Source organism: Gilvimarinus sp. 2_MG-2023 (assembly GCF_030547685.1).
Classification (GTDB): domain Bacteria; phylum Pseudomonadota; class Gammaproteobacteria; order Pseudomonadales; family Cellvibrionaceae; genus Gilvimarinus.
In genome coordinates this window covers 3,662-27,741 of record NZ_JAUOQM010000033.1, presented here as the reverse complement: position 1 = coordinate 27,741, position 24,080 = coordinate 3,662, and the positions used below count along the sequence as shown (strand labels likewise).

Here is a 24,080-nt window from a genome sequence, read left to right as displayed (position 1 = left end):
CTGAGGTCTGAGGTCTGAGGCCAAAAATCAAAAACACAAGGATGTGCATAATGGAAAGGAAATATCAGCAGCTTAAAGTGTGGCAAGAGTCCATGTTACTCGCAGAAGAGGTCTACAGGGCCATTCAGGACTTGCCAGCCTCAGAGCGGTTTGGCTTAGCAGATCAACTGCGTCGAGCAAGCGTAAGCATACCGTCCAACATCGCCGAAGGTGCCGGACGAGGGAGCGATCGCGAGCTAGTCAGATTTTTACAAATCGCCAAGGGGTCACTGCAAGAGGTGGAGACACAACTGTTACTTTGCTCTCGATTAACGCTATTACCAAGTACCGATCATTTATTTGAAACAACAAACCGGGTTTTTGCACTGCTCACAGCTTTCATTAACCGACTAAAACAAAATCTTTAATGTATCAGACGTCCGACATCAGGCGTCCGACTTTAAAACCGGAGACTTTTATGAGCAACACCACATTTACCGACTACAAAGTCGCCGCCAAAACAGCGGAAGAGTTCCAACAATTGGCCCAGTGGGGCCGTCGTGAGATTGATATCGCCGAGGGCGAGATGCCGGCATTGATGGCGCTGCGTACCGAGTATGCTGACGCGCAGCCTCTGGCCGGTGCCAAGATCATGGGTTGTATTCATATGACCATCCAAACTGCCGTGCTGATTGAAACTTTGATTGCCCTGGGTGCGCAAGTGCGCTGGTCATCGTGCAATATTTTTTCAACTCAGGATCACGCCGCCGCGGCCATTGCCGACGCAGGTATTCCGGTTTTTGCCTGGAAAGGCGAAACCGAAGAAGAGTTTTGGTGGTGCATTGAGCAAACCATCGTTAAAGACGGCGAAGTGTGGGATGCGAATATTATCCTCGATGACGGCGGCGACTTAACTCAATTAGCCCACGAAAAATACCCGGCACTGCTGGATAATATTCACGGCATCAGTGAAGAAACCACCACCGGTGTTCACCGCTTGCACGACATGATGAAAAAAGGCGAGCTGAAGGTACCGGCCATCAATGTCAACGATGCTGTGACCAAAAGTAAAAACGACAACAAATACGGCTGTCGTCACAGCCTGAACGATGCCATTAAGCGCGGCACCGACCACTTGCTGTCGGGCAAAAAAGCTCTGGTTATTGGCTATGGCGATGTAGGTAAAGGTTCCGCTCTGTCACTGCGCCAGGAAGGCATGATTGTGAAGGTCACCGAAATTGACCCCATCTGTGCCATGCAGGCGTGTATGGACGGCTTTGAAGTGGTATCACCTTATCAAAATGGCATTAACACCGGCCAAGCCGCCGACGTCAACACCGCTGTGCTGGGCACGACCGACTTGCTCGTCACCACCACCGGCAACATCAACGTGTGCGACTCGGCCATGCTGCAATCGCTTAAAAATGGCGCCGTCGTGTGCAACATCGGCCACTTCGATAACGAAATCGATACCGCTTATATGCGCGAGAACTGGGAGTGGGAAGAAATTAAACCCCAGGTGCACAAAGTTTACCGCGATCGCGCCAGTAACGATCACCTGTTGCTGCTGTCCGAAGGCCGCCTGGTCAACTTGGGCAATGCCACCGGTCACCCATCGCGCATTATGGACGGCTCTTTCGCCAACCAGGTACTGGCGCAAATTTATCTGTACGAGCGCAAATTCGCCGACCTACCCGCCGCCGAGAAGCCCAACAACCTCTACGTTAAAGTGCTGCCCAAGCAACTGGACGAAGAAGTGGCCCTGCACATGGTGGAAGGTTTTGGCGGCGTGATCACCAAATTGCGCGACGACCAAGCCGAGTACATCGGCGTGGACGTAAACGGCCCGTTTAAGCCTGAGAGTTATAAATATTAAGTAATTTACCGTCGGACGTCCGACGATTACTGCGAAGCAGGAATCTATAATGAGTGAAGACACACTACGCTTGAGCTTTGAGTTCTTTCCGCCCAAAACCGATGAAGGCCGGGCTAAGTTGGCTGCGGTGCGCGATACTTTAGCGACTTTTGAGCCGGACTTTTTCTCGGTCACTTACGGCGCTGGCGGCTCTACCCGCGACAACACCAAGAGCCTGGTCAAGCAATTTAATGATCTGGGCACCGCCGTTGCGCCGCACTTATCCTTTGGCGGCGACGACGAAGCGACCATGAAAAGTCTAATTGAAGAGTATCGCGACGCCGGAGTGGAGCGCATTGTCGCTCTGCGCGGCGATATGCCCTCGGGTGTGGGTGGCTCTTACCAATTGGTATACGCCAACGAGCTGGTGGCATTTATTCGCCAGCATTTCGGCGATAGCTTTGAGCTGGAGGTGGCCGCCTACCCGGAAGTTCACCCGCAGGCTAAAAGCTACGACGACGATGTGCGTTACTTAAAAGGAAAGTTTGACGCCGGCGCCAACAATGCCATTACCCAGTACTTCTTTAACCCGGATGCGTACTTCTACTTTATGGACGCCTGCGCCAAAATCGGTATCGAAAACCCCATTTACCCGGGTATTATGCCGATTATTAACTATCGCAACCTGACCCGTTTCTCGGATAACTGTGGTGCCGATATTCCGCGCTGGTTGCGACGCCGACTAGAGAGCTTCGAGCACGACCCGGAGGCACTGCGCGACTTTGGCGAGGAAGTGGTCACCGAGTTGTGCGAAACACTGCTCGAAGGCGGCGCCCCTGGTTTGCACTTTTACACTATGAATCAGGCCGAGCCCGTGGCCAATATTGTCCGCAATTTGGGGCTGGAAGAGGCTTAATTGCCGGTTTACACCAGAGCCACCCTCAGAAAACCCCGGGGGGTTGGCTTTGGTACTCACCCGCTGATACGCCCGAAATATCCCTCACGCCTGTTCAGCTCAGCGGCCAGGCACCATCGAGGGGAAAACCGGTTTTCAGTGTGCTAATTTGTCAGCAGTGGCACTCAGAACCGCCTTCGTCACAAATATGTCATATACTCGGTATAGCTTGCAGGGAGAATTATGAAGCATCTAGACAGAGGTAGTAACGTGTCCGAGCAGTTTTTTAACCGGGAGCTAAGCTTGCTGGAATTCAACCGGCGAGTGCTGTACCAAGCTTACGATAAAGATCTCCCGCTGCTCGAACGGCTGCGCTTTCTGTGCATATTCTCCACCAACCAAGACGAATTTTTTGAAGTTCGGGTGGGCGGCCTGGTGCAAATGCTGGAAGTGGGCACCAGCGCCATCCCCCCCGACGGCCTCACACATGGTGAAAACTTATCCGCTATCGGCGATATTTGTCACCAACTGGTCGACGAACAGTACGCTCTGTTCAACGAAGAAATACTGCCGTTGCTCAATCAGCACGGTATGCGATTGTTGCGCCGCGATGAGTGGACCGACGAGCAAAAAACCTATTTGCGCGAATACTTTGAAACCGAAATACTGCCGCTGCTAAGCCCTATCGGGCTGGATCCGGCGCACCCTTTCCCGCGCATTATGAATAAGTCTCTTAACTTTATCGTCAAGCTGGATGGTAAAGATGCCTTTGGCCGCAACTCCGGCCGGGCGATTGTGCAGGTGCCACGTTCACTGCCCAATATGATTGAGCTGCCTGCCGAGGTGGCGAATAATGGCCGCGAGTTCGTCTTTATGTCGTCCATTATTCACTACTTTATGGGCGATATTTTTGTCGGCATGACCGTACAGGATTGCTACCAGTTCCGCCTGACCCGCAACTCGGACATCTTCCTCGACGAAGAGGAAACCGACGATTTGCTGCGGGCGATGCAGGGCGAGCTAGTCTATCGCCAGTACGGCGATGAGGTGCGTTTGGAACTCACCGGCACCTGTCCGCCGGATATCGAAAACTTTTTGCTGGAGCGTTGCGAGATTCACCGGCGCGATTTGTATAAAGTGAACGGCCCGGTCAACCTTAACCGCTTGTCGGACTTGTTCGATTTGGTAAAAGACAGCAACTTGGTCTTTCCGCCCTTTGTGCAATCAATGCCCAAACTACCCAAAAAAGCCGACAACTATTTCGATGCCTTGAAAAAAAGCGATATTTTATTGCACCACCCGTTCGACTCATTCCAGGCGGTGGTGGATTTTATTCGCGAAGCGGCTACCGATCCCGACGTACTGGCCATTAAGCAAACGCTGTATCGCACCGGCTCAAACTCGCCGGTGGTCGATGCATTGGTGGCAGCAGCTAAAGCGGGCAAAGAAGTCACCGCCATTGTCGAGCTGCGAGCGCGCTTTGACGAAGAGCAAAACGTCGCCCTGGCTGAGCGTTTACAACGCTACGGTATTCACGTTATTTACGGCGTGGTGGGTTATAAAACCCACGCCAAAATGTTGCTGGTGGCACGACGCGAACAGAAAAAGCTCGCCTACTATGTTCATTTAGGTACGGGTAACTACCACCCTAAAACTGCCAAGCTGTACACCGATTACGGCGTCATGACCTCTGACAGTAATATCTGTGCGGATGTCTACCGAATTTTTCTGCAGCTCTCCAGCATGGGCAAAGCCTCAAAAATGCATGAGCTGCTCTACGCCCCCTTTACCCTGCACAAGGCCATGCTCAGGCATATCAATCAAGAAATTGAGAATGCTAACAACGGCTTGCCTGCCCGCATCGTGGTGAAAATGAACTCGCTCTACGAAGAGCAATTGGTGCTGGCGCTCTACGAGGCATCCAACGCCGGGGTCAAGGTGGATTTGATTGTGCGCGGGGTTTGCCAGTTGCGCCCGGACATTGCAGGGCAATCGGAAAACATTCATGTACGCTCTATAGTCGGTCGCTTTTTAGAGCACACTCGCGTGTTTTATTTTGAAAACGCTGGCGACCCGGCGGTTTACTGCTCCAGCGCCGACTGGATGATACGCAATATGTTCCACCGGGTAGAAACTTGCTTTCCGGTTAAAGCGAAAAAATTGCGCGAGCAAATTATCAGTGATTTAGAACTGTACCTGGCCGACAACACACACGCTTGGGTATTGCACAGCGACGGTCACTACGAAAAACTGCAACCCGCCGAAGGAGAAGCGGCGGTTGATGCGCAGGGCACGCTTCTCAATCAGTGGGCCAGCAACAGCTAAACAAGTAGCTCTTGGGGCGCGTTATTAAAGCTGGCGCTCACTCAACCGAGCTACTAATGGTCATGCGGTAACCGGCGTTTTCCAGATGCACCATTTCCGACTCTAGGTCAGCCAAGGTCAGTGGGTTTTGCTCAAGCCAGTCGGCATCAATCGCAAGCTGGATATTTTTACCTTCGGCGTTAATACGCAAGCCTTCGGGCAAGCTGTGCCTTTTGGTGCGATTAAACAAATGCCCAAGGCGGAGCAATATGGCCAGGGGCATTAACTCGGTGCCCACATCCGCAAAATGTTTTTCCCGTAAACTTTTTCGGTGACAGCGCACCAGTGCGGCCAATTGCGCTTGCTCGGCGCGCGAGCAGCCAGCAATATCGACATTCTCCACAATGTAGGCGGAGTGTTTATGATAGTCGCTGTGAGCAATATCCAGTCCGACAGGATAAAGATAAGCCGCCCAGCGCAATAACTTATCGGCATCGCCCACCTCGATTGCCCAAGAGTCAGCCACCTGCTGCAACAGCGTTTGTGCCATCAGCGCCACGCGCTCGGCTTTGCCCATATTGACATGGAATCGCTGCGCCAACGCCTGCACACTTTGCTCGCGAATATCGTGGTCTTCCAAACGGCCTTTCAAATCGAACAACAGGCCCTCTCGCAATGCCCAATCGGCAGCGACCATAGTGTCGATGTGCAACTGTTCAAACAGGGCCGTTAAGACCACCGCGCCGCCTAAAAAAACGGGCTGGCGATCTTCCGAGACACCGCTTAGCTCCATATCGGTGGAGCCGTGTTTAGCGTAGCGCTTGAGGATTTTTTCCAGCGATTTTAAGGTGATTTCACCGTCACTCCAGCCCGCCTGCAGGCAGACATTAGCCACCGCCTTAATGGTACCCGAAGCGCCCAATGCTTCTTGCCATGGGTGGTCACTGTACTCATCCGCCACCGGCGTAATTTCCTGGCCCGCGGCGATGCGCGCTTTTTTAATGGCCTTTTCGGTCACCTTACCATCGGCAAAAAAGCGTTTGGTTATAGCAACGCAACCCATGCTCAAACTTTCTTTGATGCGCGGCTCCATACCCTGGCCCACAATAACCTCGGTACTGCCTCCACCGATATCCACCAAGAGCCGGGTTTTATCACCCGGTGCAATACAGTGAGCCACCCCTAAATAAATCAGGCGCGCCTCTTCATCACCGGAAATAATTTCCACCGGATGGCCCAACTTTACTTTAGCCTCGGCTAAAAACTCGCGCGAATTATTGATTGAGCGCAGGGTTTTGGTCCCCACCGCCCGCACACTGCCCGAGGGAAAGTTGCGCAGACGCTCGCCAAAACGCTCCAAACAGGCCAGTGCCCGCTCTTGCACCTCGGGGTTCAGGCTGCCGTCTGCCTCTAGCCCCCAACCCATCCGCACAGGTTCGCGCAATCGGTCCAAAAGGGTTAGCTGCTGATTCTCCCAGCGGGCAATGATTAGATGAAAACTGTTAGAGCCAAGGTCGATGGCCGCTATATGGCTGCTTTCCTTAGAAAGCATTCGCGAGAGGTTAAACATAGTATTGGGTATCCGTCGTTATACCACTTACTTTAGTTGCTAAGGCTTCGACGGTAAAGTAATAAAAATAGAGGTAACAAGTCGATCTCGTTTTTTGACAAGCATAAAAAAAGCCCGCTAAGCGGGCTTTAGAGCTCAGTCGCGAAGCCAATTTAGGCGTCGGCAGGTGACTCAGCTTGTTGTTTTTGCTGTGCCGAAGAAATCGCCTGGGCAAAAACCGCATCAAAATTAATGGGGGGCATATTCAGTGGCGCAAAACCACCGCGATTCAACGTGTTGTCAATCGCCTCACGAGCGTAAGGAAACAGAATCGTCGGGCACTCAGCGTTGATCAGTCGGCCAAAGTTATCCTTGGGCATATTTGAAATTTCAAACAAACCCGCCTGCTTCACTTCAATCAAAAACACCGCTTTGTCATCCAGCTTAGCAGTGATGGTCAACAACAGAGCCACTTCATAGAGTGTTTCTGAAATGGTGTTGGTTTGAACATTCAGCTCTTGCTCAATGTTCGGCGCTTTGCTGGCATTCGACAGACCTTCAATCCCCATAGGGGTTTCAAACGACAGATCTTTCAAATAAATACGACGGATTGCGAAGGTTGGTGTTGCTTTCTCATCGCCTTGACCGTTTAGGGAGCTTGCTGGGGTTGGGTTGTTTTCTTCTGACATAACTGTGTCTCGTATAACTGTGTTTATTTATTTGGCAAATAGTAAAGGATCGAGTTCGCCGCGCTTATCCAGCGCCCACAACTCGGTAAAACCGCCCACGTGACGATCGCCAATCCATATTTGCGGCACGGTTCGCTCGCCACTCTCAGCCATCATTTTCTGACGTAAGTGAGGCTCCCGATCCACCCGAATTTCCTTGACCTTAACGCCTTTGCTATCGAGCAAACGCTTGGCGTTAACGCAAAAAGGACACACCGCTGTGGTGTACATAACAACTTGGCTCACAAGTAACCTACTTTTTAACCAGTGGCAAATTCTGGTTTTGCCACTCACTGATACCACCGGAAAGACGGCACACAGTGTAGCCCTTGTTGCCTAACTGGCGCCCGGCGCTACCGGCGTGCTGTCCCATTTTGTCGACCAAAATCAAGGTTTTGTCACGATGCTCTTCTAGGGTATCGGACTGGTCGGCCAACTTACTATAAGGAAGGTTGACCGCGCCTGTGATGTGACCGGCTTTGAACTCTGCCCCATCACGCACATCGACAAACAGTGCTGAGCCGGCATTGATCAAAGCTGTAGCCTCAGATGTGGTGATAGGTTGGCCATTTTTCAACCTCTCGCGCCACGCATACAAATAAACCAGTGCTGCCAAAGTACCGACCAGCAGCCACTGCTCTGTGACAAATATGAGTATATTGTTCACCCGAAGACCCTTACTTAACGGTTAGCGACCGAAGCCGGCCGCAAAAGGGCGAAAGTATACACCAGCACAGCGCTGGCCGACAGGCACTGCGGTTTAATAGCCCAATTGAGAAAAACTCGCCCAGCGCGCGGGCTGTAACGTAGAGTTGTGTGGCCATAATCGGTAGAATAAGGACATCTTCCTATTCTTGAAACAACAAACAAGCGACTGAATCTATGACAACCAAGAAAAAACCCATGGTTTTGCTGATTCTCGACGGCTTCGGGCACTCAGAATCCACCGAACACAACGCTATTTACAGCGCCAAGACTCCCAACTGGGATAACTATTGGAACAATTGCCCAAAAAGCCTGATTGGCACTTCTGGTTTGGCCGTAGGCCTGCCCGAGGGACAAATGGGCAACAGCGAAGTGGGCCACATGACCCTCGGCGCCGGCCGGGTAGTGTATCAGAGCTTTACCCGTATCAATAAAGCCATCGAAGATGGTGACTTTGCCAGTAACCCCGCCTATGTCAGCGCCATTAACAAAGCCAAAGACAACGGCAAAGCTGTGCATATTCTCGGCCTGTTGTCCGCCGGTGGTGTACACAGCCACACCGATCATATTCTGGCGATGATTAAAGCCGCCGCCGAGCAAGGTGCCACCGAGGTTTATCTACACGCCTTTCTCGACGGCCGCGACACCGCACCGCGCAGCGCCGAGGGGCCACTCAAGCAAGCCGAGGCACTGTTTGCCGAACTGGGAGTGGGCCGCGTTGCCAGCATTTGTGGGCGCTATTTTGCTATGGACCGCGACAACCGCTGGGACCGCGTGGAACAGTGTTACAACGTGATGGTCACCGGCGACGCCGAACACGATGCAGAAACCGGTGTAGCCGGCCTGCAAGCCGCGTACGAGCGCGATGAAAATGACGAGTTTGTAAAAGCCACCGTAATTTGCGGTGAAGGCCAGGAAGTGGCCACCATCAACGATGGCGATGCGGTTATCTTTATGAACTTCCGCCCCGACCGAGCGCGTGAAATCACCCGCGCCCTGGTCGATAGCGATTTCGATGGTTTCGAGCGCAAGCTCGTCCCCGAGCTGGCCGATTTTGTCATGACGACCGAGTACGCCTCCGACATCAAAGCCAGCTGCGCCTTCCCACCGCAACCTCTGACCAACTCGTTTGGTGAGTACTTGCAAAACCAGGGCAAGACTCAGCTGCGCATCGCCGAGACGGAAAAGTACGCCCACGTTACTTTCTTCTTTAATGGCGGCCAAGAGGCTGTGTTTGAAGGTGAGGACCGCATCTTAATTCCCTCGCCCGATGTTGCCACTTACGACCTCAAGCCGGAAATGAGTGCGCCGGAAGTTACCGATAAACTGGTGGAAGCCATCGAGTCCGGTAAATACGATGCGATTATCTGCAACTACGCCAACGGCGATATGGTCGGCCATTCGGGCGTCTTCGATGCCGCAGTGGCGGCCGTTGAAGCCGTCGATGCTTGCATTGGCCGTGTGGTAGACGCCACCCGCGCCGCTGGCGGCCAAGCCCTAATCACCGCCGACCACGGTAACTGCGAGCAAATGTTTGACCCCGAATCAGGCCAGGTAAGCACCCAACACTCTACCTTGCCGGTGCCACTGGTGTATATCGGTGAGCGCGACGGTCAGATCAGCGACGGCGGTTCACTGGCGGACATTGGCCCGACTATGCTTCACCTAATGAATATCGAACAGCCCGCTGAAATGACCGGCCGCAACCTTGTCGAGCTCAAGGGGTAAACGGGCGGTTTACGCCCTTAGCATTATGCGATTCGGTCACTTTGCACGCTCACCGCGGCCTCTGGTCGCGGCGCTACTCTGTCTTTTTCTGGGCAGTGCCAGCCTGTGTGCACTCGGCGCAGATGATGCCGCCGAGTACCAGCGCAAGCTCGAAGCGCTACAGAAAAATATTGAGCAGCTTAAAAAAGATCTCAACCAGGTCAAATCCGAACGCGGCAAGTTACAGCACGAGCTGGAGGAGTCAGAGACAGAAATTGACTCACTGGAAAATAAAGTCGATCAGCTCAACGATAAAATACAAACCCAAGACACTGAACTGCAAACCCTGCAACAGCGCCAGCGCAATTTAAATCGACAGCGCCAGGGGCAAAAGCAGCAAATTGCGGCACAAGTACGCAGCGCCTATCAAGGCGGGCCGCAAAGCCCACTGAAAATTTTGCTCAACCAGCAATCACCCGAGCGGCTAAGCCGGCTCAATACCTACCACGATTATCTACTTAAAGCGCGCAACGATAAGCTCGACCAGTACCTGAGCACCATCAATGAACTAAAAACTCTCACCCCCAAGGTACAAGCCAGTCGCGATGCACTCGCCACACAAAAGCAGCAATTGAGTCTGCGCCAGCGCCAATTGCAAAGCCAGCAAAAAAAGCGCGCCTCTACCTTGCAACAACTGGCCAGCATTATTGCCAATAAAGACGCCAAACTCGCCGCAGATCAGGAAAACCAAGCGCACCTTGCGGTGCTGCTAGAGGAGATGACCACCACCCTAGGCACCTCGCACTCGCCGTTTAGCGGTCAGGCGTTTAGCGGCCTGCAAGGTCAACTGCCTTGGCCCACACAAGGTTCCGTGCGCCACAATTATGGCAGCGACCGGGTCGGCAACCAGCTGTCTTGGAACGGGCTGGTGATTGAAGCCAAAACCGGCGCCCCTGTAGTCGCCATCCACGGCGGAATGGTAATCTTTGCCGATTACCTGCGCGGCCACGGCCTGCTGATGATTGTCGATCATGGCGAGGGTTATATGAGCCTTTATGCACACAACCAAACTTTACTCAAACGCCCCGGTGAGCGAGTACAGGGCGGAGAAACCATTGCCCGCGTGGGCAACAGTGGTGGCCAGAATTACTCTGGCCTTTATTTTGAGATTCGCCATCAAGGCCGGCCCACTAATCCCAAGCCCTGGCTTGCTCGCGCCTAACCGCGCGCGCCGAATCTTTAGGAGAACGGAATGCGTTTAGCCCCATCCAGCCTTATCTTAGCGGTCTTATTTTTGGCCTCTGCCCCCAGCTGGGCACAAGACCCAGAGCCCTTACCGGCAGAAACCGATGTGGAGGCAATGACCGACAGTCTCGACAGCGAGTCAGAGGCACAAGGGCTGCTGCCGCTGGAAGATTTACGCACCTTCACCCGCGTCTACGACCATATTCGTACCAGCTATGTCGAAGAGCTTACCGATACCGAGCTACTGGAATACGCTATTAAAGGCATGATGGCCGAGTTAGACCCGCACTCCTCTTATTTAGATGCCGACCGCTTTGAAGATTTGCAGGTCAACACCTCCGGCGAGTTCGGTGGTTTGGGCATTGAGGTGGGCATGGAAAATGGCTTTGTGAAAGTCGTCTCGCCCATTGATGATACCCCCGCCAAAGAAGCGGGTATTGAAGCCGGCGATTTAATTATTCGTCTCGACGATCAACCGGTGAAAGGCATGAGCCTGAACGAGGCCGTCAGTGTTATGCGCGGCCCTAAGGGCAGTGAAATGACTCTAACCATCGTGCGCGAAGGCGTTGATCAACCGTTTGAGCTGAGCATTGTGCGCGACATTATTAAAGTGCGCAGTGTTCGCACCAAACTACTGGATGACGATTACCTGTACGTGCGCATCGCAACCTTCCAAGTCAATACCGGGCGCGACCTTGCCGGTAAGATCAACCGAACGTTGGAAGATCACGACGGCTTGCGCGGCGTAATACTCGATTTGCGTAACAATCCCGGCGGCGTTTTACAAGCCTCGGTCGATGTCACGGATATCTTCCTCGATGGCGGCTTGGTGGTCTATACCGAAGGGCGTATTGCCCAAAGTGAAAGCCGCTACCACGCTAACGCTGGCGACGTAACCGACGGCTTACCACTGGTGGTTCTGATTAACGACGGCTCTGCTTCGGCCTCAGAGATTGTCGCCGGCGCCCTACAAGACCAGGGCCGCGCCGTCATAATGGGCACACGCAGCTTCGGCAAGGGCTCGGTGCAAACCGTGGTGCCCATCACCGAAAGCCGCGCAATCAAATTAACTACCGCGCGCTACTACACCCCCAATGGCCGCTCGATTCAAGCCCAGGGAATTGAGCCCGATGTTATCGTTGAGCGAGCCAAAGTGACGGCGGTTAAACCCTCACTGCGCACCACCGAAGCCGATCTGGCCGGACACTTAAATAATGGCAATGGCGAAGAAGAAGTGGGCACCAAAGCCCGCGAAGAGTCCCGCGCCGGCGACAGTTCTATTTTGGCCAAAGACAATCAATTACACGAAGCGCTCAACCTGTTAAAGGGCTTACATATTTTCCGCCAGCAGGCGCAGATACCCCCTGTCAGTGAGCCGGTAGAAGCCGCTCCCGAAACCGACAGCTTGTAAGCGAACCCTTTGCGCTCACTGATCGCCTGTCTATTTCTGGCTAGCTTAACCGCCTGGGGCGCCAATGGCCCCGGGCATGAGCCCGACCCTACCCGTGCCAAGCTCGCCATAATTATTGACGACGTCGGTTACAACCGCGCCCTTGGTGAACGCACTGCGCGCTTAGCGGGTGCTTATACTCTGGCACTGCTGCCGCACACCCCGCACAGCCACTATTTAGCCGAACTCACCCACAGGCAGGGTAAAGAGCAAATACTCCACGCCCCCATGGAGAATATGGCGGGGCTAGCACTCGGACCCGGCGCCCTGACACTACAGATGAGTCGAGCAGAGTTTACCGCCTCCTTACGCAAATCTATTGCGCATTTCCCACACATCGTGGGCCTCAATAATCATATGGGCAGTGCTTTGACCCGCGAGCCCCAACCCATGGGCTGGACTATGAGTGAGGCACGCCGCGCCAAGCTCTATTTTGTCGACAGCCGTACTACCGCACAAAGTGTTGCCCACCAAACGGCTCAAGCTTACGGTTTGGCCAGCGCCAAGCGCGATGTTTTTCTCGATCATGAAATTGACCGCGAGCATATCCACCGACAACTGCTGCTCGCCGTACAACGGGCCAAAACTCAGGGCCATGCCATCGCGATTGGTCATCCTTATAAAGAAACTCTTCAGGTACTCGAACAGGTCTCTGAGCAGTGGTATGCAGAGCAGGGAGTTGAACTGGTATCTGCATCGGCATTGGTCGCGCCCAGCCCTCCGGGGGCGGGTTTCTGCCAAGCCCCGCCGCCCCTTTTGCGCCAGTGGACCATGCCCCCAGCACAGCTCCAAAGCCAGGCAAAAAGCCAGATGCCCTCTAAATTAATAGAGTTTGGTTATCAGCAACTTTTATAAGTAGATAAAGACGATATAAACAAACTCACAGGAAGTGCGTATAATTAGTTTAAGGTAGGCTGTATTGGGCTCAGATAGAGTGACATACTCGCAGTAATCGAGGGCTCAGCAACTCCAACGCCATCTATTGGCGTATTCGCAAAGGAACAGTGCAATTGCACCCCGGGCCATTCGTCATAATGAACCGGATATAACAGGATAAGATCGCGAGGTGAACCCTATGAGCAACGATAACCGCACCGGTGAAAATGGCGGCGTACCTGACCGCTCTGGCCGTTTTGTAGAAAAGTCTGGCTACTGGTACTACATGACCCGTGAGGGCGTGGACATTGGCCCATTCGATACCCGTGCCGATGCTGAAATTGGCGTAGGTGAGTTTATCGACTTTATCTGTGAAGCTGCGCCGGGCGCCGCCAAAGTCATAGAAAAGTACCGCGCGGCTTAACACTAAACATTTAGCCAGCTAAGTACCTATTCACCGCGGCGAGCCGTCGCTGCGGCATTGCTTATTTGTGTCAATTACCGCGAGCGAGATAAATCGTCTGCGCAAACTTCCCTTGCTTTGCTACAGACGCACCTCAATGCCGCGCTCTTGCATATACAGCTTGGCTTCATTGACGGTGTACTCCCCAAAGTGGAAGATACTAGCCGCCAACACAGCGTCGGCTTGCCCTTCTAGTACGCCATCAGCCAAATGCTGCAAGTTACCCACACCACCCGAGGCGATTACAGGCACGGGCACCGCTTCACTGATAGCGCGAGTCAGGGCTAAATCGAAGCCATTTTTAGTACCGTCGCGATCCATACTGGTCAGCAGTATCTCGCCGGCGCCATAGTCGCTCATGCGGGTCGCCCACTCTACGGCATCAATACCGGTGGGCTTGCGACCGCCGTGGGTAAAGATCTCCCAGCGCAAAGGCTCGCCCTCGGCACTGACTTGCTTAGCGTCGATGGCCACCACAATACACTGAGCGCCAAAGCGGTCGCTGGCGGCTTTTACAAAGTCGGGGTTATGCACTGCGGCAGAGTTAATGCCGACCTTATCGGCACCGGCGTTTAGCATCCGGCGGATATCATCGTTCGTGCGAATGCCGCCGCCCACGGTCAGGGGAATAAACACTTCACTGGCAATACGCTCCACCGTGTGGGCTGTGGTGTCACGCCCCTGATGGCTGGCGGTAATGTCGAGAAAGGTAATCTCATCCGCGCCCGCTTCGTTGTAGCGTTTTGCCACTTCCACCGGGTCACCGGCATCGCGAATATCGACAAACTGCACGCCTTTAACCACGCGGCCGTCATCCACATCCAAACAGGGAATAATACGTTTTGCCAGTGACATAGAATTTACTCCGCGCCGTCGCAGTAATCTTGCGCTTCGGCCACATCCAATGTGCCTTCGTAGATGGCGCGGCCGGTAATGGCCCCGCAAATGCCTTTGTCGCTAACAGCGTTCAAGGCACGAATATCGTCCATATTGGTAATGCCGCCCGAGGCAATCACCGGAATGCTGGAGGCCTGGGCCATGGCAACGGTGGCTTCAACGTTAACGCCCTGCATCATACCGTCGCGTGCGATATCGGTGTAGACAATCGAGCTAACGCCGTCGGCCTCAAAACGCTTGGCCAAATCGCTCGCTTTGACATCGGACACCTCGGCCCAACCATCGGTGGCCACCCAGCCGTCTTTGGCGTCTAGCCCAACGATAATATGGCCTGGGAATTCGCGGCACATATCGGTGACAAACTCTGGCTCTTTTACCGCTTTGGTGCCGATAATGACGTATTCAACGCCCGCTTTAATATAGTGCTCGATGGTTTCTGCCGAGCGAATACCGCCACCAATTTGAATGGGCAATTTGGGGTAGGCTTTGGCAATGGCGGTCACGACATCGCCGTTAACCGGGGTGCCGGCAAAGGCGCCGTTAAGGTCAACGAGATGCAAACGGCGGCAACCGGCATCCACCCATTTGGTCGCCATGGCAACCGGATCATCGGAGAATACAGTGGAATCGTCCATCAGACCCTGACGCAAACGCACACATTGGCCGTCTTTTAAATCGATGGCGGGGATAATAAGCATGTTAAATCTCTCTTGATGCGTTAACTCTGGCCGTTCCAGCCAACGAAATTTTGCAGTAACTGTAAGCCTGCGGTGTGGCTTTTCTCGGGGTGAAATTGCACGGCAAATAAGTTGTCGCGCCCCAGGGCGGCGGCAAATTCGACGCCGTACTGGCAGCGACCTTTAACCTCGGTGCCGGTGTCTTCCACATAGTAGCTGTGAACAAAGTAAAAGCGGGATTGGTCGGCAATGTTGTGCCACAGCGGATGCTCAACCTGGGCAACCTGGTTCCAGCCCATGTGGGGTACTTTTAACGGCTCACCCGCTGCGCTTTTTAAGTCGTGGCCAAAAAATTTTACCTGGCCGGGGAAAAGATCGATGCAATCGGTACCGCCACTTTCTTCGCTGTGGCTCAGCAGTGCCTGCATACCGACGCAAATACCCAGCACCGGCTTGCCCGAGCTGACCTGCTCGCGCAGCAGTTGGTCAAACCCCAACCGGCGGATTTCACTCATGCAATCGCCAATGGCGCCAACACCGGGAAAAATCACCCGGTCGGCGGCGCTGACCTCGGCCGCATCACTGGTCACCACAACGTTTTGCGTCGATACCTTGCCCAAAGCGCTGGCCACCGAGTGCAGGTTGCCCATGCCGTAATCAATAACCGCTACCGTTTCTGTCATGACTTACAGGCTGCCCTTAGTGGAGGGCGTGATACCCGCCATACGCGGATCTTCTTCCAGCGCCATACGCACGGCGCGGCCGAAGGCCTTAAAAACGGTCTCGATCTGGTGGTGAGCGTTCTCGCCGCGCAGACAATCGATGTGCAGCGTCACCTGAGCGTGGTTGACAAAACCGTGGAAAAATTCGGAAAACAGCTCGGTATCAAAGGCTCCCACACGCTTTTGGGTAAAAGGTACCTTCATAATCAGGCCGGGGCGACCGGAAAAATCGATCACCACTCGCGACAAGGCCTCATCCAGCGGCACATAGGCGTGGCCGTAGCGGCGAATACCTTTTTTATCGCCTATCGCCTGGGCAATAGCCTGACCGATGGTAATGCCGATATCCTCAACACTGTGGTGATCGTCGATATAGGTATCGCCCTTACAGGTCACCTTCATATCGATCATGCCGTGGCGAGCAATCTGATCCATCATGTGCTCAAGAAACGGCACGCCGGTATCAAATTCCCCGCGCCCGCTGCCGTCGAGATCTAACTCAACACTGATTTGCGTTTCCAGAGTATCGCGCGATACCTGTGCTTTACGCTCTGTCATGATGGACTCCAACTAAAATACGCCCCTAGGGCCAAACCGCGAATTATAAAGCTTTGCCCTGAACAAGCCCAGTATTGTGCGGGGTAAATCGCAAGAAACTAATCTCTGAGCAGAGCCGGACACTAGTGAACCCGGTGCGGATCCAGCTCAACCTGCTCGATACGCCGGCCCAGCATGATCACCCGGCCGGTGTAGCGGTCTTCGCCGGTGGAGGTAAATTCAAAGTAAAAGGCGCGCCAGAGGCTGAGCGCGCCTTTGTGATTGCGCTTAAACCAGAGGCGGCGCAGGTAGACGCTCTGATCGAGCAGCTGTATATCCATCTCTTTACAGTGGCGCGCGGCCGCACGAAGGGCAACTTCTTTTGCCATTAGTGCCCGCCACCAGTAGTACACCGTGGCCACCACCACAAAAAACCAAATCACAACGGTTAAATCAGACAAGCCGCTACCCTACTGTTAATGTAAAACTCACACGCAAAAAAGCCCCGGGCCGCAAGCGGCCAGGGGCGAAAACTAAAATTCTGTCGGCACCCGGCGCAGCACTTTAGCTCAGCGCGCGCCGGGCGTCGAGCCTAATACTTAAACGGCGGTGACATTCTCGGCTTGTGGACCTTTTTGACCCTGCACCACTTCAAAGGACACGTTCTGTCCCTCTAGCAGAGTGCGCCGGCCGGTGCCGTTAATCGCACGAAAGTGTACAAACACATCCGGACCGCCTTCGCGCTCGATAAACCCGTAACCCTTTGCATCGTTAAACCACTTAACCACACCTGAGACCAATTGCTCTGACATAACGCCCTCTTACTGACTTTGCATACCGGCTGTGCCGGCTTCCCTACTTACTCCACACAACCATGTGCGGAACCTAAAAATGATCTATTGACTGTGAAATGGATGAACTGGGTTCAGTTCTACTCATTTTTACTAACACCGCTACTGGGCAATTATTCAGCACCGGTCAAAATCATTTTGGCCTGGGGAAGGCAAAGCTCGCGGTTACATCGGTTGGTCGCGCCCTCTGGTTGGGCGGCGACAAAACACTTCGTGCAAGATAAGCGCAATCACCACAACGGCAAAACCACCCAGCATGGCAGGGCGTTTAATCACCTCCAGGGCAAGCTCCTCTTTTGCCAACTGGTAACAGGCCAAACCCCAAGCGGCTGCGGCAAAATAACCCCAGCGCTGGCGCTTAAAGACAAAATAGGCGACCACTAAGGTCACAGCGGCCGCAAACACAGTCTCAACCTGCAGTTCCGAGGCCAAAAATCCCGCCGCGGCAATAAGCCACAGCAATAAAAGAGCATTAAAAAAATGTGCCAGTACGTGTATTTTCATAGAATAAATCGACATTATTATGACAAAGACAAACCCATCGCCTGTTCGGCGAGAGTATTTTTCAATAGAGTCAGGCGGTTAACGGCGTCCATACCACGATTTCGAAGATGCAGCACCGATAGGTCGCGACTACCATACAGCCGCTTAAAGCTTTCCATCGCCGCCATCATACTGAGATTATGCCCCATTCGAGACCGCTCATAGCGCCGCAATGAGGCATATTCGCACAACCCCAAATCGCGCTCGGCAGCTCGAACCAGCTCTTGAGTCAGGGCCGCCACATCGAGCAGACCTAAATTGACCCCCTGCCCCGCCAGCGGATGAATACTGTGCGCGGCATCGCCCACTAAGGCTAAACCCGGGCAAACATACTGGCGCGCGTGACGCTGTACCAGTGGCAGGGCAAAGCGCTTGGCCACCGACTCGACCTGGCCCAGACGATGCTCAAAGGCCTCTCCCAATCGTGCGGCAAAGGCTTTGTCATCCAGCGCCATTAACTCATCGGCCAGAGCCTGCTCGGCAGACCAGACAATAGAGCAGTGCTTAGGCGCTGTGTCTTGTGCGCTTTCGCGCAGAGGTAAAAAGGCCAGCGGCCCCTGGGCGGTAAAGCGTTGGCGCGCGGTAAACTGATGGCTGCGCTGCATTTTAACGGTCGTGACAATCGCGCTCTGCCCGTAGGACCACTCGCGCACGGCCAAACCCGCCATATCGCGCAGACTGGAGCGCGCCCCATCGGCAGCAATGGTCAGGGGGGCTTTAAGAGTGTCGCCGTTATCCAGCACCACACCGGCTACGGCCTGGGGCGCAAATACCAGCGACTTAACACTGGCGGCTACCGGCTCGATTTCGCTGTGCGCGATCCGCTGCAACAGCTCTTGTACGATTAACCGATTCTCGACAATATGGCCCAGAGTATCGCGGCCGAGTTCAGCACTGTCAAATTGAATACTGCCGGCCCCCTCGCCATCCCACACGTCCATTCGCCGGTAGGGGCAAACCCGCGTATCGGCCAGTGTCTGCCACACCCCGAGGTCAGCCAGCAGCGAGCGGGAGCGCTCGGTCAGCGCCACCACACGCGGGTCAAATGGCTCAGGCGCAGACACCTGCACAGGCTCGGGCGCCACCAGAGCAATTTGCTTACCGGCAAAACGCTGTTGCAGCTGCAATGCGCAGGCGGCACCCACCATACCGGCGCCAACCACAATAATATCCACCTGCCGCTCAGCCATGTTGACCGCCCTCAATGGCCGAACCGCAAGCGCACTCGCCCGAGCTCGAAGTCTGACTGCCAGCTAGGCCCATCATGTGTCGACCGAAGCCAATTTTTAGAGGGGGCAGCGCCTCTAGCCCCAGTAAGCCGAGGTGGCGCAGGGTGACCGCGCCCGGATCGCGGCGGCTGAACAGGCGGACCATGGCGTCGCCCACGATGGTGGTAACTGCTTGATCCTTACGGCGCGCCTGTTGATATGCCGATAACTCGGGCAAGGCGCCCGGGTCCGTCTCAGATAAATACCGCGCCAGCTGCACACAATCTCGCAGCGCTAGGTTAAAACCCTGCCCGGCCACCGGGTGCAATGAGTGGGCGGCATTACCTAATAATACAAGACGCGAGCGCACCTGCTCGGTCGCTTCGCGGCGCACGAGCGGGTAACTCACCCGCTCGCTGACCGACTGGAACCGCCCCAAGCGGTGGCCAAACCGGTTTTGCAGCTCGGCAAGAAACTGTTCATCGCGCCAATGGCGGGCGCTATCGGCTGTGGCAGGCGGTAGAGTCCACACCAAAGCCAGCTCGCGATCCGGCGCTAGTGGCAAAAGTGCTATCGGCCCCTGATCGGTAAACCGCTCGTAAGCAACGCCTTTATGTGGCTGGCTGACACGCACATTGGCAATTACCGCCTGCTGCTGATAGTGATGGTCCCGGGTGCCTATGCCGAGGCTCTCACGGGTGGCCGATTGCGCGCCATCGGCCACTAGTACCAAACGCGCGCTTAGGGTAGAACCGGACTGCAAGTTCAGGCTGGCCTGCTCGCGGTTAAATTCGATATTTTGGACGGTATCGGTGAGTGTTTTTAGGTGGCCCACCTGTGACAGGGCAGCAAACAGAGCTTGCCCCAAAGCCACATTAGGCACCACATACCCTAGCGCATCGCGCTGAAACTCGGCCGCACTCAGCCTTTGGCCGGGTAAATAACCGCGATCGGACACATGCACCTGCCGAATAGCACCGGCGCTATCGGCCAGTGTCGCCCAGCAACCCAACTGCTGTAAGCACTCGACACTGCCGGCGGACAGGGCACTGGAGCGTGCGTCGAAACTGGGCCGCCCCACCGGTGCCTCGGTGGGGGCAGGCTGCGGGTCAATGATGGCAATGCGCCACCGTGGGTTGGCCCGGGCGCACAAGAGGGCGGCGCTGGCCCCCACCAGGCCACCACCGATAATGGCAATATCCACCTCGGCCAAGGTTTAGGTGCTCCGCCGGGTTTGAGCACTGGCCATAAGCGCTTCGATTTCACTCACGGTTTTAGGCACATCTTTGGATAAGATATCGTAGCCGTTTTTGGTAACCAGCACGTCATCTTCAATTCGAATACCAATACCGCGCCACTTTTTGGCAACTGTGTCATCATCGGGGGCGACATAAATGCCGGGCTCAACGGTCATTACCATGCCGGGTTCTAGCACTCGCCACTCGCCGCCGACCTTGTAATCACCCACATCGTGCACGTCCATTCCCAGCCAGTGGCCGATGCGATGCATATAAAAACGCCGGTAAGCGCCCTCTTCGATCAGGGTATCCAGCTCGCCATTAAGCAGCCCCAGATCCAGCAGACCCTGAGTGATGGTACGCACCGATATTTCGTGCGGTTCGTTCCAGTGAGCACCGGGCTTTATCGTGGTCAGTGCGGCCTCTTGCGCCGCCAGCACCAGCTCGTAAAGCGCTTTTTGCTCGGCATTAAAGGTGCCGCTCACCGGGAAGGTGCGGGTGATATCGGCGGCGTAATTCTCTAGCTCACAGCCGGCGTCGATCAAGACCAAATCACCTGCTTTTAACGCAGCTGAATTTTCCACATAGTGCAATATGCAGCCGTTTTTGCCACCGCCCACAATCGAGTTGTAGGCCGGAGAGCGGGCCCCAGCCATAGCAAACTCGTGCAGAATTTCGGCCTCTAACTGGTACTCCATCACATCGGGCTGGCAGTATTGCATGGCGCGCACATGAGCACGGGCGGATATTTCACTGGCCTCGCGCATCACACGAATCTCCGCCGCACTTTTATACAGTCGGTTATCGTGCAGAAAGTGGGCGAGGTCGAGAAACTCGCCGGGCGGGGTCGCCCCAGAGCGCACTTTGGCACGGATGGTATTAACCCACTCCATTACCTGCCGATCGAAGCCGGCATCTTTGCCCATGGCATAATAGACGCGCTCGCGCCCTTCGAGTAGGCCCGGCAGAATATCGTCGATATCATCCACAGGGAAAGCGTCATCGGCGCCGTATTGATCACAGGCACCAGCGGGGCCGGCGCGATAGCCGTCCCAGATTTCTCGCTCGGGATCGCGATCGCGACAAAAAAGCACAAACTCGCCGTGCTCGCGCCCCGGAATCAACACCAGCACCGCCTCGGGTTCAGCAAAGCCGGTCAGATAAAAAAAGTCGCTGTCTTGGCGATACACATATTCGGTATCGCGCGAGCGGGTGCGCTCCGGCGCCGCCGGTACAATAGCAATGCTATCCGGCTCCATAACGTCCATCAGCGCTTTGCGGCGGCGGGCGAACTCAGATTTAGCAATTCTCATAGCAATCAGTGTACTGTTTTGGGGGTGTTGCCCTGAGCGGCGTCATTGGACTCGGCCGCCTCTGGGTGATAGTGCTGAAACAAGGTGAGAGCGGACATACGCACATACTCGGCCACCTCAATAAAATCCGCCTCGGTGCTGGCTGCATCGTTGTCGTCGGCGGCCACCTGCACAATCGCAGAAAAGTCTTCCAGGGTGTCGGCGATCTCTTGCTCCAACTGACCCTGTTCGGCCGCGCCAGAGGCGCCAAAGCCGCTGAGAAAACCGTGACACCACTGCGACAGAGCCTCCACTCGCTCGGCCATGCCTTGCTCGTCGTCGGGCAGCAACAAAACAAAGCTAAACCCTTCGCCCGATAATTGCTGGCGGGTTTGCGTTAAAAATTCCAACAATGCGTTGGTGGTAGGTTGGTCGGGCTCTTCGGTGAGAGCCATAAAATCACTGACCAACCGCAGCCAGTCGGCTTCGTTCATGGCCTGACCACAGAGACGGCCACACAACATACCCTGCAATTCAGCCGGGCTATTGAGCGCGTTTAACGGCGCAAATCGCTCATCCCAATCGTCAAATGGGTTGGCAACTTTTTCCAATTCAGACATATAAAACCACTCCTAATAAGGCGCCTATGCTAGCACAGCGAGCCACGCGCTCGGGGGCGACGTGTGACAGCGCACAAAAATGCCTTTGATATTCGCACTCTGCGCGTATAAGCTAGAAATTACATCAAGAGTAATTGACCCCTGCAAGCTAGGGCAATTATAGTATCTACCGTTTACCAACGGGTCTTATTCATGTCTGACGAACGGATCAATACGCTGGATGCCAAGCTGGATGAATTGCTCAGGCAATCCGCACGCTTGCACAAGGAAAATATCGAGCTCAAGCAGCGCGAGAGTGACTGGCAACGCGAGCGCGTGCGCCTAATTGAAAAGAATGACTTAGCCCGCACCCGGGTTGAGGCAATGATCACTCGTTTAAAAAGTCTGGAATCCGAATAAAATGAGGCTCCCATGAGCAATCAAACGATCAATGTACGTATTCTCGACAAAGACTACCAAGTCGCCTGCCCCGATGAAGAGCGCCACGCCCTGATTGAATCGGCCCAGGTATTGGATGAGCGGATGCGCATGATTAAAAACTCTGGCAGCGTTATTGGCCTGGAGCGCATCGCCGTCATGGCAGCGCTGAACCTGAGCCACGAGCTGCTAGTCGCTCAATCCTCGGGCAGCAATCAGTCTCTCGACCCTGAATCACTGCTGCGGATGCAGCAAAAGATTGAAGCGCAGCTGGATCAACTCAGCGCCAGCTAACCTAGCCTCACCCTCCTCACCGCCCGATACCGACGACAACTCGCCCCGGCATCCACTGGGGTTTAATAAGGTGCAAAAGCGGCAGGCTTAGCGCCAAATGCCGGCCTCAAGCCTCAAATCCATTCAGCTAAAACACCTTGTGGAAGGCGCTTATAGACTGACCTTGCGCTCGATTTCCCACTAAATTTTGGGTTAACGACCCAAAATACGTTATAATTATAACTACCCTGGGATGTACGCCAGTCGACTATGTCCTTGAGCCGATAATGCTGTACCCGGTAGCTCCTCGCTGGTGTTTGTGAGCATGTCCGCACGACGGAAAGCCTAATGACATCGCTGGGGCCACCCCTTGAACTTTAGGGTTCAAGGCCCAATTGACAGCGGCATTCTGGGGTTTTACTTTCATCATGGATTCTGAATCAGGCAAACGCCAACTGCGCCGCCAGTTGCGCAACAAACGCCGAACCCTTTCCAGTCAGCAACAATCCTTTGCCGCCCAAGCGCTGGTTGATATTCTCACACGCCAATCTTGGCTCAAGCGCGCCCGTCACATTGCTCTGTACTGGCCCGCCGATGGCGAGCTCGACCCGCGCCCCATTGCCCACTGGGCCTGGCAGCATGGTATAGCCTGTTACCTGCCGGTATTGCACCCCTGGCACACACGCCAATTGTGGTTTACGCCCTTTGCCGCTCAAACCCTTTTTCGGCGCAATCGTTTCGGTATTCCCGAGCCGATAAAACACAGGGCCGCACCGCTGTCACCGCAACACCTGGATGTTGTATTACTACCTTTAGTGGGTTTTGACCGCAGCGGTGGCCGACTGGGAATGGGCGGTGGCTTCTACGATACCACCTTTGCCTTTAAACGCCGTCTGCCAGGCTTTAGCAAACCGCGATTGATCGGTATCGCCCACAGCTGCCAGGAGGTAGAGCAACTGCCTTTGGAGCCGTGGGATATTGGCTTGGATGCGGTAGCGACGGAAGAGGGAGTGATTGGTTGAGATGGGGGCAGAACGCAGAACGCAGAA

Annotated in this window: 27 protein-coding genes and 1 other RNA gene; 13 read left to right on the top strand and 15 right to left on the bottom strand. The window is 54.6% G+C overall.

Annotated elements, in window-relative coordinates; translation table 11 throughout:
* Window positions 1–50: 50 nt before the first annotated feature.
* The 4 genes from Q4526_RS06935 (at window position 51) to ppk1 (ending at window position 5,054) form a co-directional block, all read left to right on the top strand.
* On the top strand, window positions 51–407 hold the full coding sequence (locus tag Q4526_RS06935) for a four helix bundle protein (protein WP_215976203.1): 357 nt from the start codon (window positions 51–53) through the stop codon (window positions 405–407).
* 50 nt (window positions 408–457) lie between these two features.
* Window positions 458–1,855, top strand: a complete 1,398-nt coding sequence (ahcY, locus tag Q4526_RS06930; protein WP_215976202.1) for an adenosylhomocysteinase — start codon at window positions 458–460, stop codon at window positions 1,853–1,855.
* A gap of 49 nt (window positions 1,856–1,904) precedes the next feature.
* Window positions 1,905–2,750, top strand: a complete 846-nt coding sequence (gene metF / locus Q4526_RS06925; RefSeq protein ID WP_215976201.1) for a methylenetetrahydrofolate reductase [NAD(P)H] — start codon at window positions 1,905–1,907, stop codon at window positions 2,748–2,750.
* A 222-nt stretch (window positions 2,751–2,972) separates the two neighbouring features.
* Window positions 2,973–5,054 carry a polyphosphate kinase 1 gene (gene ppk1 / locus Q4526_RS06920; RefSeq protein WP_303603874.1) on the top strand — a complete coding sequence of 694 codons (2,082 nt, stop codon included), beginning with the start codon at window positions 2,973–2,975 and terminating at the stop codon, window positions 5,052–5,054.
* 37 nt (window positions 5,055–5,091) lie between these two features.
* On the opposite strand, the gene ppx is transcribed toward ppk1, so the two are convergent.
* The 4 genes from ppx to Q4526_RS06900 form a co-directional block, all read right to left on the bottom strand.
* The gene (gene ppx, locus Q4526_RS06915; protein ID WP_215976200.1) at window positions 5,092–6,603 is read right to left on the bottom strand and encodes an exopolyphosphatase; all 1,512 of its coding nucleotides are present in this window, start codon (window positions 6,601–6,603) and stop codon (window positions 5,092–5,094) included.
* Between the two features lie 152 nt (window positions 6,604–6,755).
* Complete coding sequence (gene secB / locus Q4526_RS06910; RefSeq protein WP_215976199.1) at window positions 6,756–7,271, bottom strand: protein-export chaperone SecB; 516 nt, start codon at window positions 7,269–7,271, stop codon at window positions 6,756–6,758.
* 27 nt (window positions 7,272–7,298) lie between these two features.
* The gene (grxC, locus tag Q4526_RS06905; protein WP_215976198.1) at window positions 7,299–7,556 is read right to left on the bottom strand and encodes a glutaredoxin 3; all 258 of its coding nucleotides are present in this window, start codon (window positions 7,554–7,556) and stop codon (window positions 7,299–7,301) included.
* 7 nt (window positions 7,557–7,563) lie between these two features.
* Complete coding sequence (locus Q4526_RS06900) at window positions 7,564–7,977, bottom strand: rhodanese-like domain-containing protein (RefSeq protein WP_215976197.1); 414 nt, start codon at window positions 7,975–7,977, stop codon at window positions 7,564–7,566.
* A gap of 215 nt (window positions 7,978–8,192) precedes the next feature.
* On the opposite strand from Q4526_RS06900, the gene gpmI reads away from it, so the two are divergent.
* The 5 genes from gpmI (at window position 8,193) to Q4526_RS06875 (ending at window position 13,717) form a co-directional block, all read left to right on the top strand.
* Window positions 8,193–9,743, top strand: coding sequence for a 2,3-bisphosphoglycerate-independent phosphoglycerate mutase (gene gpmI, locus Q4526_RS06895; protein ID WP_215976196.1), 1,551 nt, complete (start codon window positions 8,193–8,195; stop codon window positions 9,741–9,743).
* A 25-nt stretch (window positions 9,744–9,768) separates the two neighbouring features.
* A complete protein-coding gene (locus Q4526_RS06890) occupies window positions 9,769–10,944 on the top strand; it encodes a murein hydrolase activator EnvC (RefSeq protein ID WP_215976195.1) in 1,176 nt (391 codons plus the stop codon).
* A gap of 30 nt (window positions 10,945–10,974) precedes the next feature.
* Window positions 10,975–12,378, top strand: a complete 1,404-nt coding sequence (locus Q4526_RS06885; protein WP_215976194.1) for a S41 family peptidase — start codon at window positions 10,975–10,977, stop codon at window positions 12,376–12,378.
* 9 nt (window positions 12,379–12,387) lie between these two features.
* Window positions 12,388–13,272, top strand: a complete 885-nt coding sequence (locus tag Q4526_RS06880) for a divergent polysaccharide deacetylase family protein (RefSeq protein WP_215976193.1) — start codon at window positions 12,388–12,390, stop codon at window positions 13,270–13,272.
* Window positions 13,273–13,492: 220 nt separating this feature from the next.
* Complete coding sequence (locus tag Q4526_RS06875) at window positions 13,493–13,717, top strand: DUF6316 family protein (RefSeq protein ID WP_215976192.1); 225 nt, start codon at window positions 13,493–13,495, stop codon at window positions 13,715–13,717.
* 120 nt (window positions 13,718–13,837) lie between these two features.
* On the opposite strand, the gene hisF is transcribed toward Q4526_RS06875, so the two are convergent.
* From hisF to Q4526_RS06820, 11 genes are all read right to left on the bottom strand, one after another.
* Window positions 13,838–14,611, bottom strand: coding sequence for an imidazole glycerol phosphate synthase subunit HisF (hisF, locus tag Q4526_RS06870; RefSeq protein ID WP_215976191.1), 774 nt, complete (start codon window positions 14,609–14,611; stop codon window positions 13,838–13,840).
* A gap of 5 nt (window positions 14,612–14,616) precedes the next feature.
* A complete protein-coding gene (gene hisA, locus Q4526_RS06865) occupies window positions 14,617–15,351 on the bottom strand; it encodes a 1-(5-phosphoribosyl)-5-[(5-phosphoribosylamino)methylideneamino]imidazole-4-carboxamide isomerase (protein ID WP_215976190.1) in 735 nt (244 codons plus the stop codon).
* 20 nt (window positions 15,352–15,371) lie between these two features.
* Complete coding sequence (hisH, locus tag Q4526_RS06860) at window positions 15,372–16,013, bottom strand: imidazole glycerol phosphate synthase subunit HisH (protein WP_215976189.1); 642 nt, start codon at window positions 16,011–16,013, stop codon at window positions 15,372–15,374.
* 3 nt (window positions 16,014–16,016) lie between these two features.
* The gene (hisB, locus tag Q4526_RS06855; RefSeq protein ID WP_215976188.1) at window positions 16,017–16,610 is read right to left on the bottom strand and encodes an imidazoleglycerol-phosphate dehydratase HisB; all 594 of its coding nucleotides are present in this window, start codon (window positions 16,608–16,610) and stop codon (window positions 16,017–16,019) included.
* A 122-nt stretch (window positions 16,611–16,732) separates the two neighbouring features.
* A complete protein-coding gene (locus Q4526_RS06850) occupies window positions 16,733–17,050 on the bottom strand; it encodes a DUF3301 domain-containing protein (protein WP_215976187.1) in 318 nt (105 codons plus the stop codon).
* Window positions 17,051–17,188: 138 nt separating this feature from the next.
* On the bottom strand, window positions 17,189–17,401 hold the full coding sequence (locus Q4526_RS06845; protein WP_303603881.1) for a cold-shock protein: 213 nt from the start codon (window positions 17,399–17,401) through the stop codon (window positions 17,189–17,191).
* Between the two features lie 204 nt (window positions 17,402–17,605).
* The gene (locus Q4526_RS06840) at window positions 17,606–17,944 is read right to left on the bottom strand and encodes a hypothetical protein (RefSeq protein WP_215976186.1); all 339 of its coding nucleotides are present in this window, start codon (window positions 17,942–17,944) and stop codon (window positions 17,606–17,608) included.
* 17 nt (window positions 17,945–17,961) lie between these two features.
* Window positions 17,962–19,173, bottom strand: a complete 1,212-nt coding sequence (locus tag Q4526_RS06835; protein ID WP_215976185.1) for a UbiH/UbiF/VisC/COQ6 family ubiquinone biosynthesis hydroxylase — start codon at window positions 19,171–19,173, stop codon at window positions 17,962–17,964.
* On the bottom strand, window positions 19,166–20,395 hold the full coding sequence (gene ubiH / locus Q4526_RS06830) for a 2-octaprenyl-6-methoxyphenyl hydroxylase (protein ID WP_303609568.1): 1,230 nt from the start codon (window positions 20,393–20,395) through the stop codon (window positions 19,166–19,168). Before ubiH ends, Q4526_RS06835 begins: the two co-directional genes overlap by 8 nt.
* Before the next feature lie 12 nt (window positions 20,396–20,407).
* A complete protein-coding gene (gene pepP, locus Q4526_RS06825) occupies window positions 20,408–21,742 on the bottom strand; it encodes a Xaa-Pro aminopeptidase (RefSeq protein WP_215976183.1) in 1,335 nt (444 codons plus the stop codon).
* Window positions 21,743–21,747: 5 nt separating this feature from the next.
* Window positions 21,748–22,341 carry a UPF0149 family protein gene (locus Q4526_RS06820; RefSeq protein ID WP_215976182.1) on the bottom strand — a complete coding sequence of 198 codons (594 nt, stop codon included), beginning with the start codon at window positions 22,339–22,341 and terminating at the stop codon, window positions 21,748–21,750.
* 192 nt (window positions 22,342–22,533) lie between these two features.
* Here Q4526_RS06820 and Q4526_RS06815 point away from each other — a divergent pair, with 192 nt between their 5' ends.
* From Q4526_RS06815 to Q4526_RS06800, 4 genes are all read left to right on the top strand, one after another.
* Window positions 22,534–22,740 (top strand): TIGR02449 family protein, encoded by a 207-nt coding sequence (locus Q4526_RS06815; protein WP_215976181.1) that lies wholly within the window; start codon window positions 22,534–22,536, stop codon window positions 22,738–22,740.
* A gap of 12 nt (window positions 22,741–22,752) precedes the next feature.
* Window positions 22,753–23,052, top strand: coding sequence for a cell division protein ZapA (locus Q4526_RS06810; protein ID WP_215976180.1), 300 nt, complete (start codon window positions 22,753–22,755; stop codon window positions 23,050–23,052).
* Window positions 23,053–23,273: 221 nt separating this feature from the next.
* Window positions 23,274–23,451, top strand: a non-coding RNA gene (ssrS, locus tag Q4526_RS06805) — 6S RNA.
* A gap of 8 nt (window positions 23,452–23,459) precedes the next feature.
* Entirely contained in the window at window positions 23,460–24,053 is a 594-nt protein-coding gene (locus Q4526_RS06800; protein WP_215976179.1) for a 5-formyltetrahydrofolate cyclo-ligase, read from the top strand.
* The last annotated feature ends 27 nt before the right edge of the window (window positions 24,054–24,080 follow it).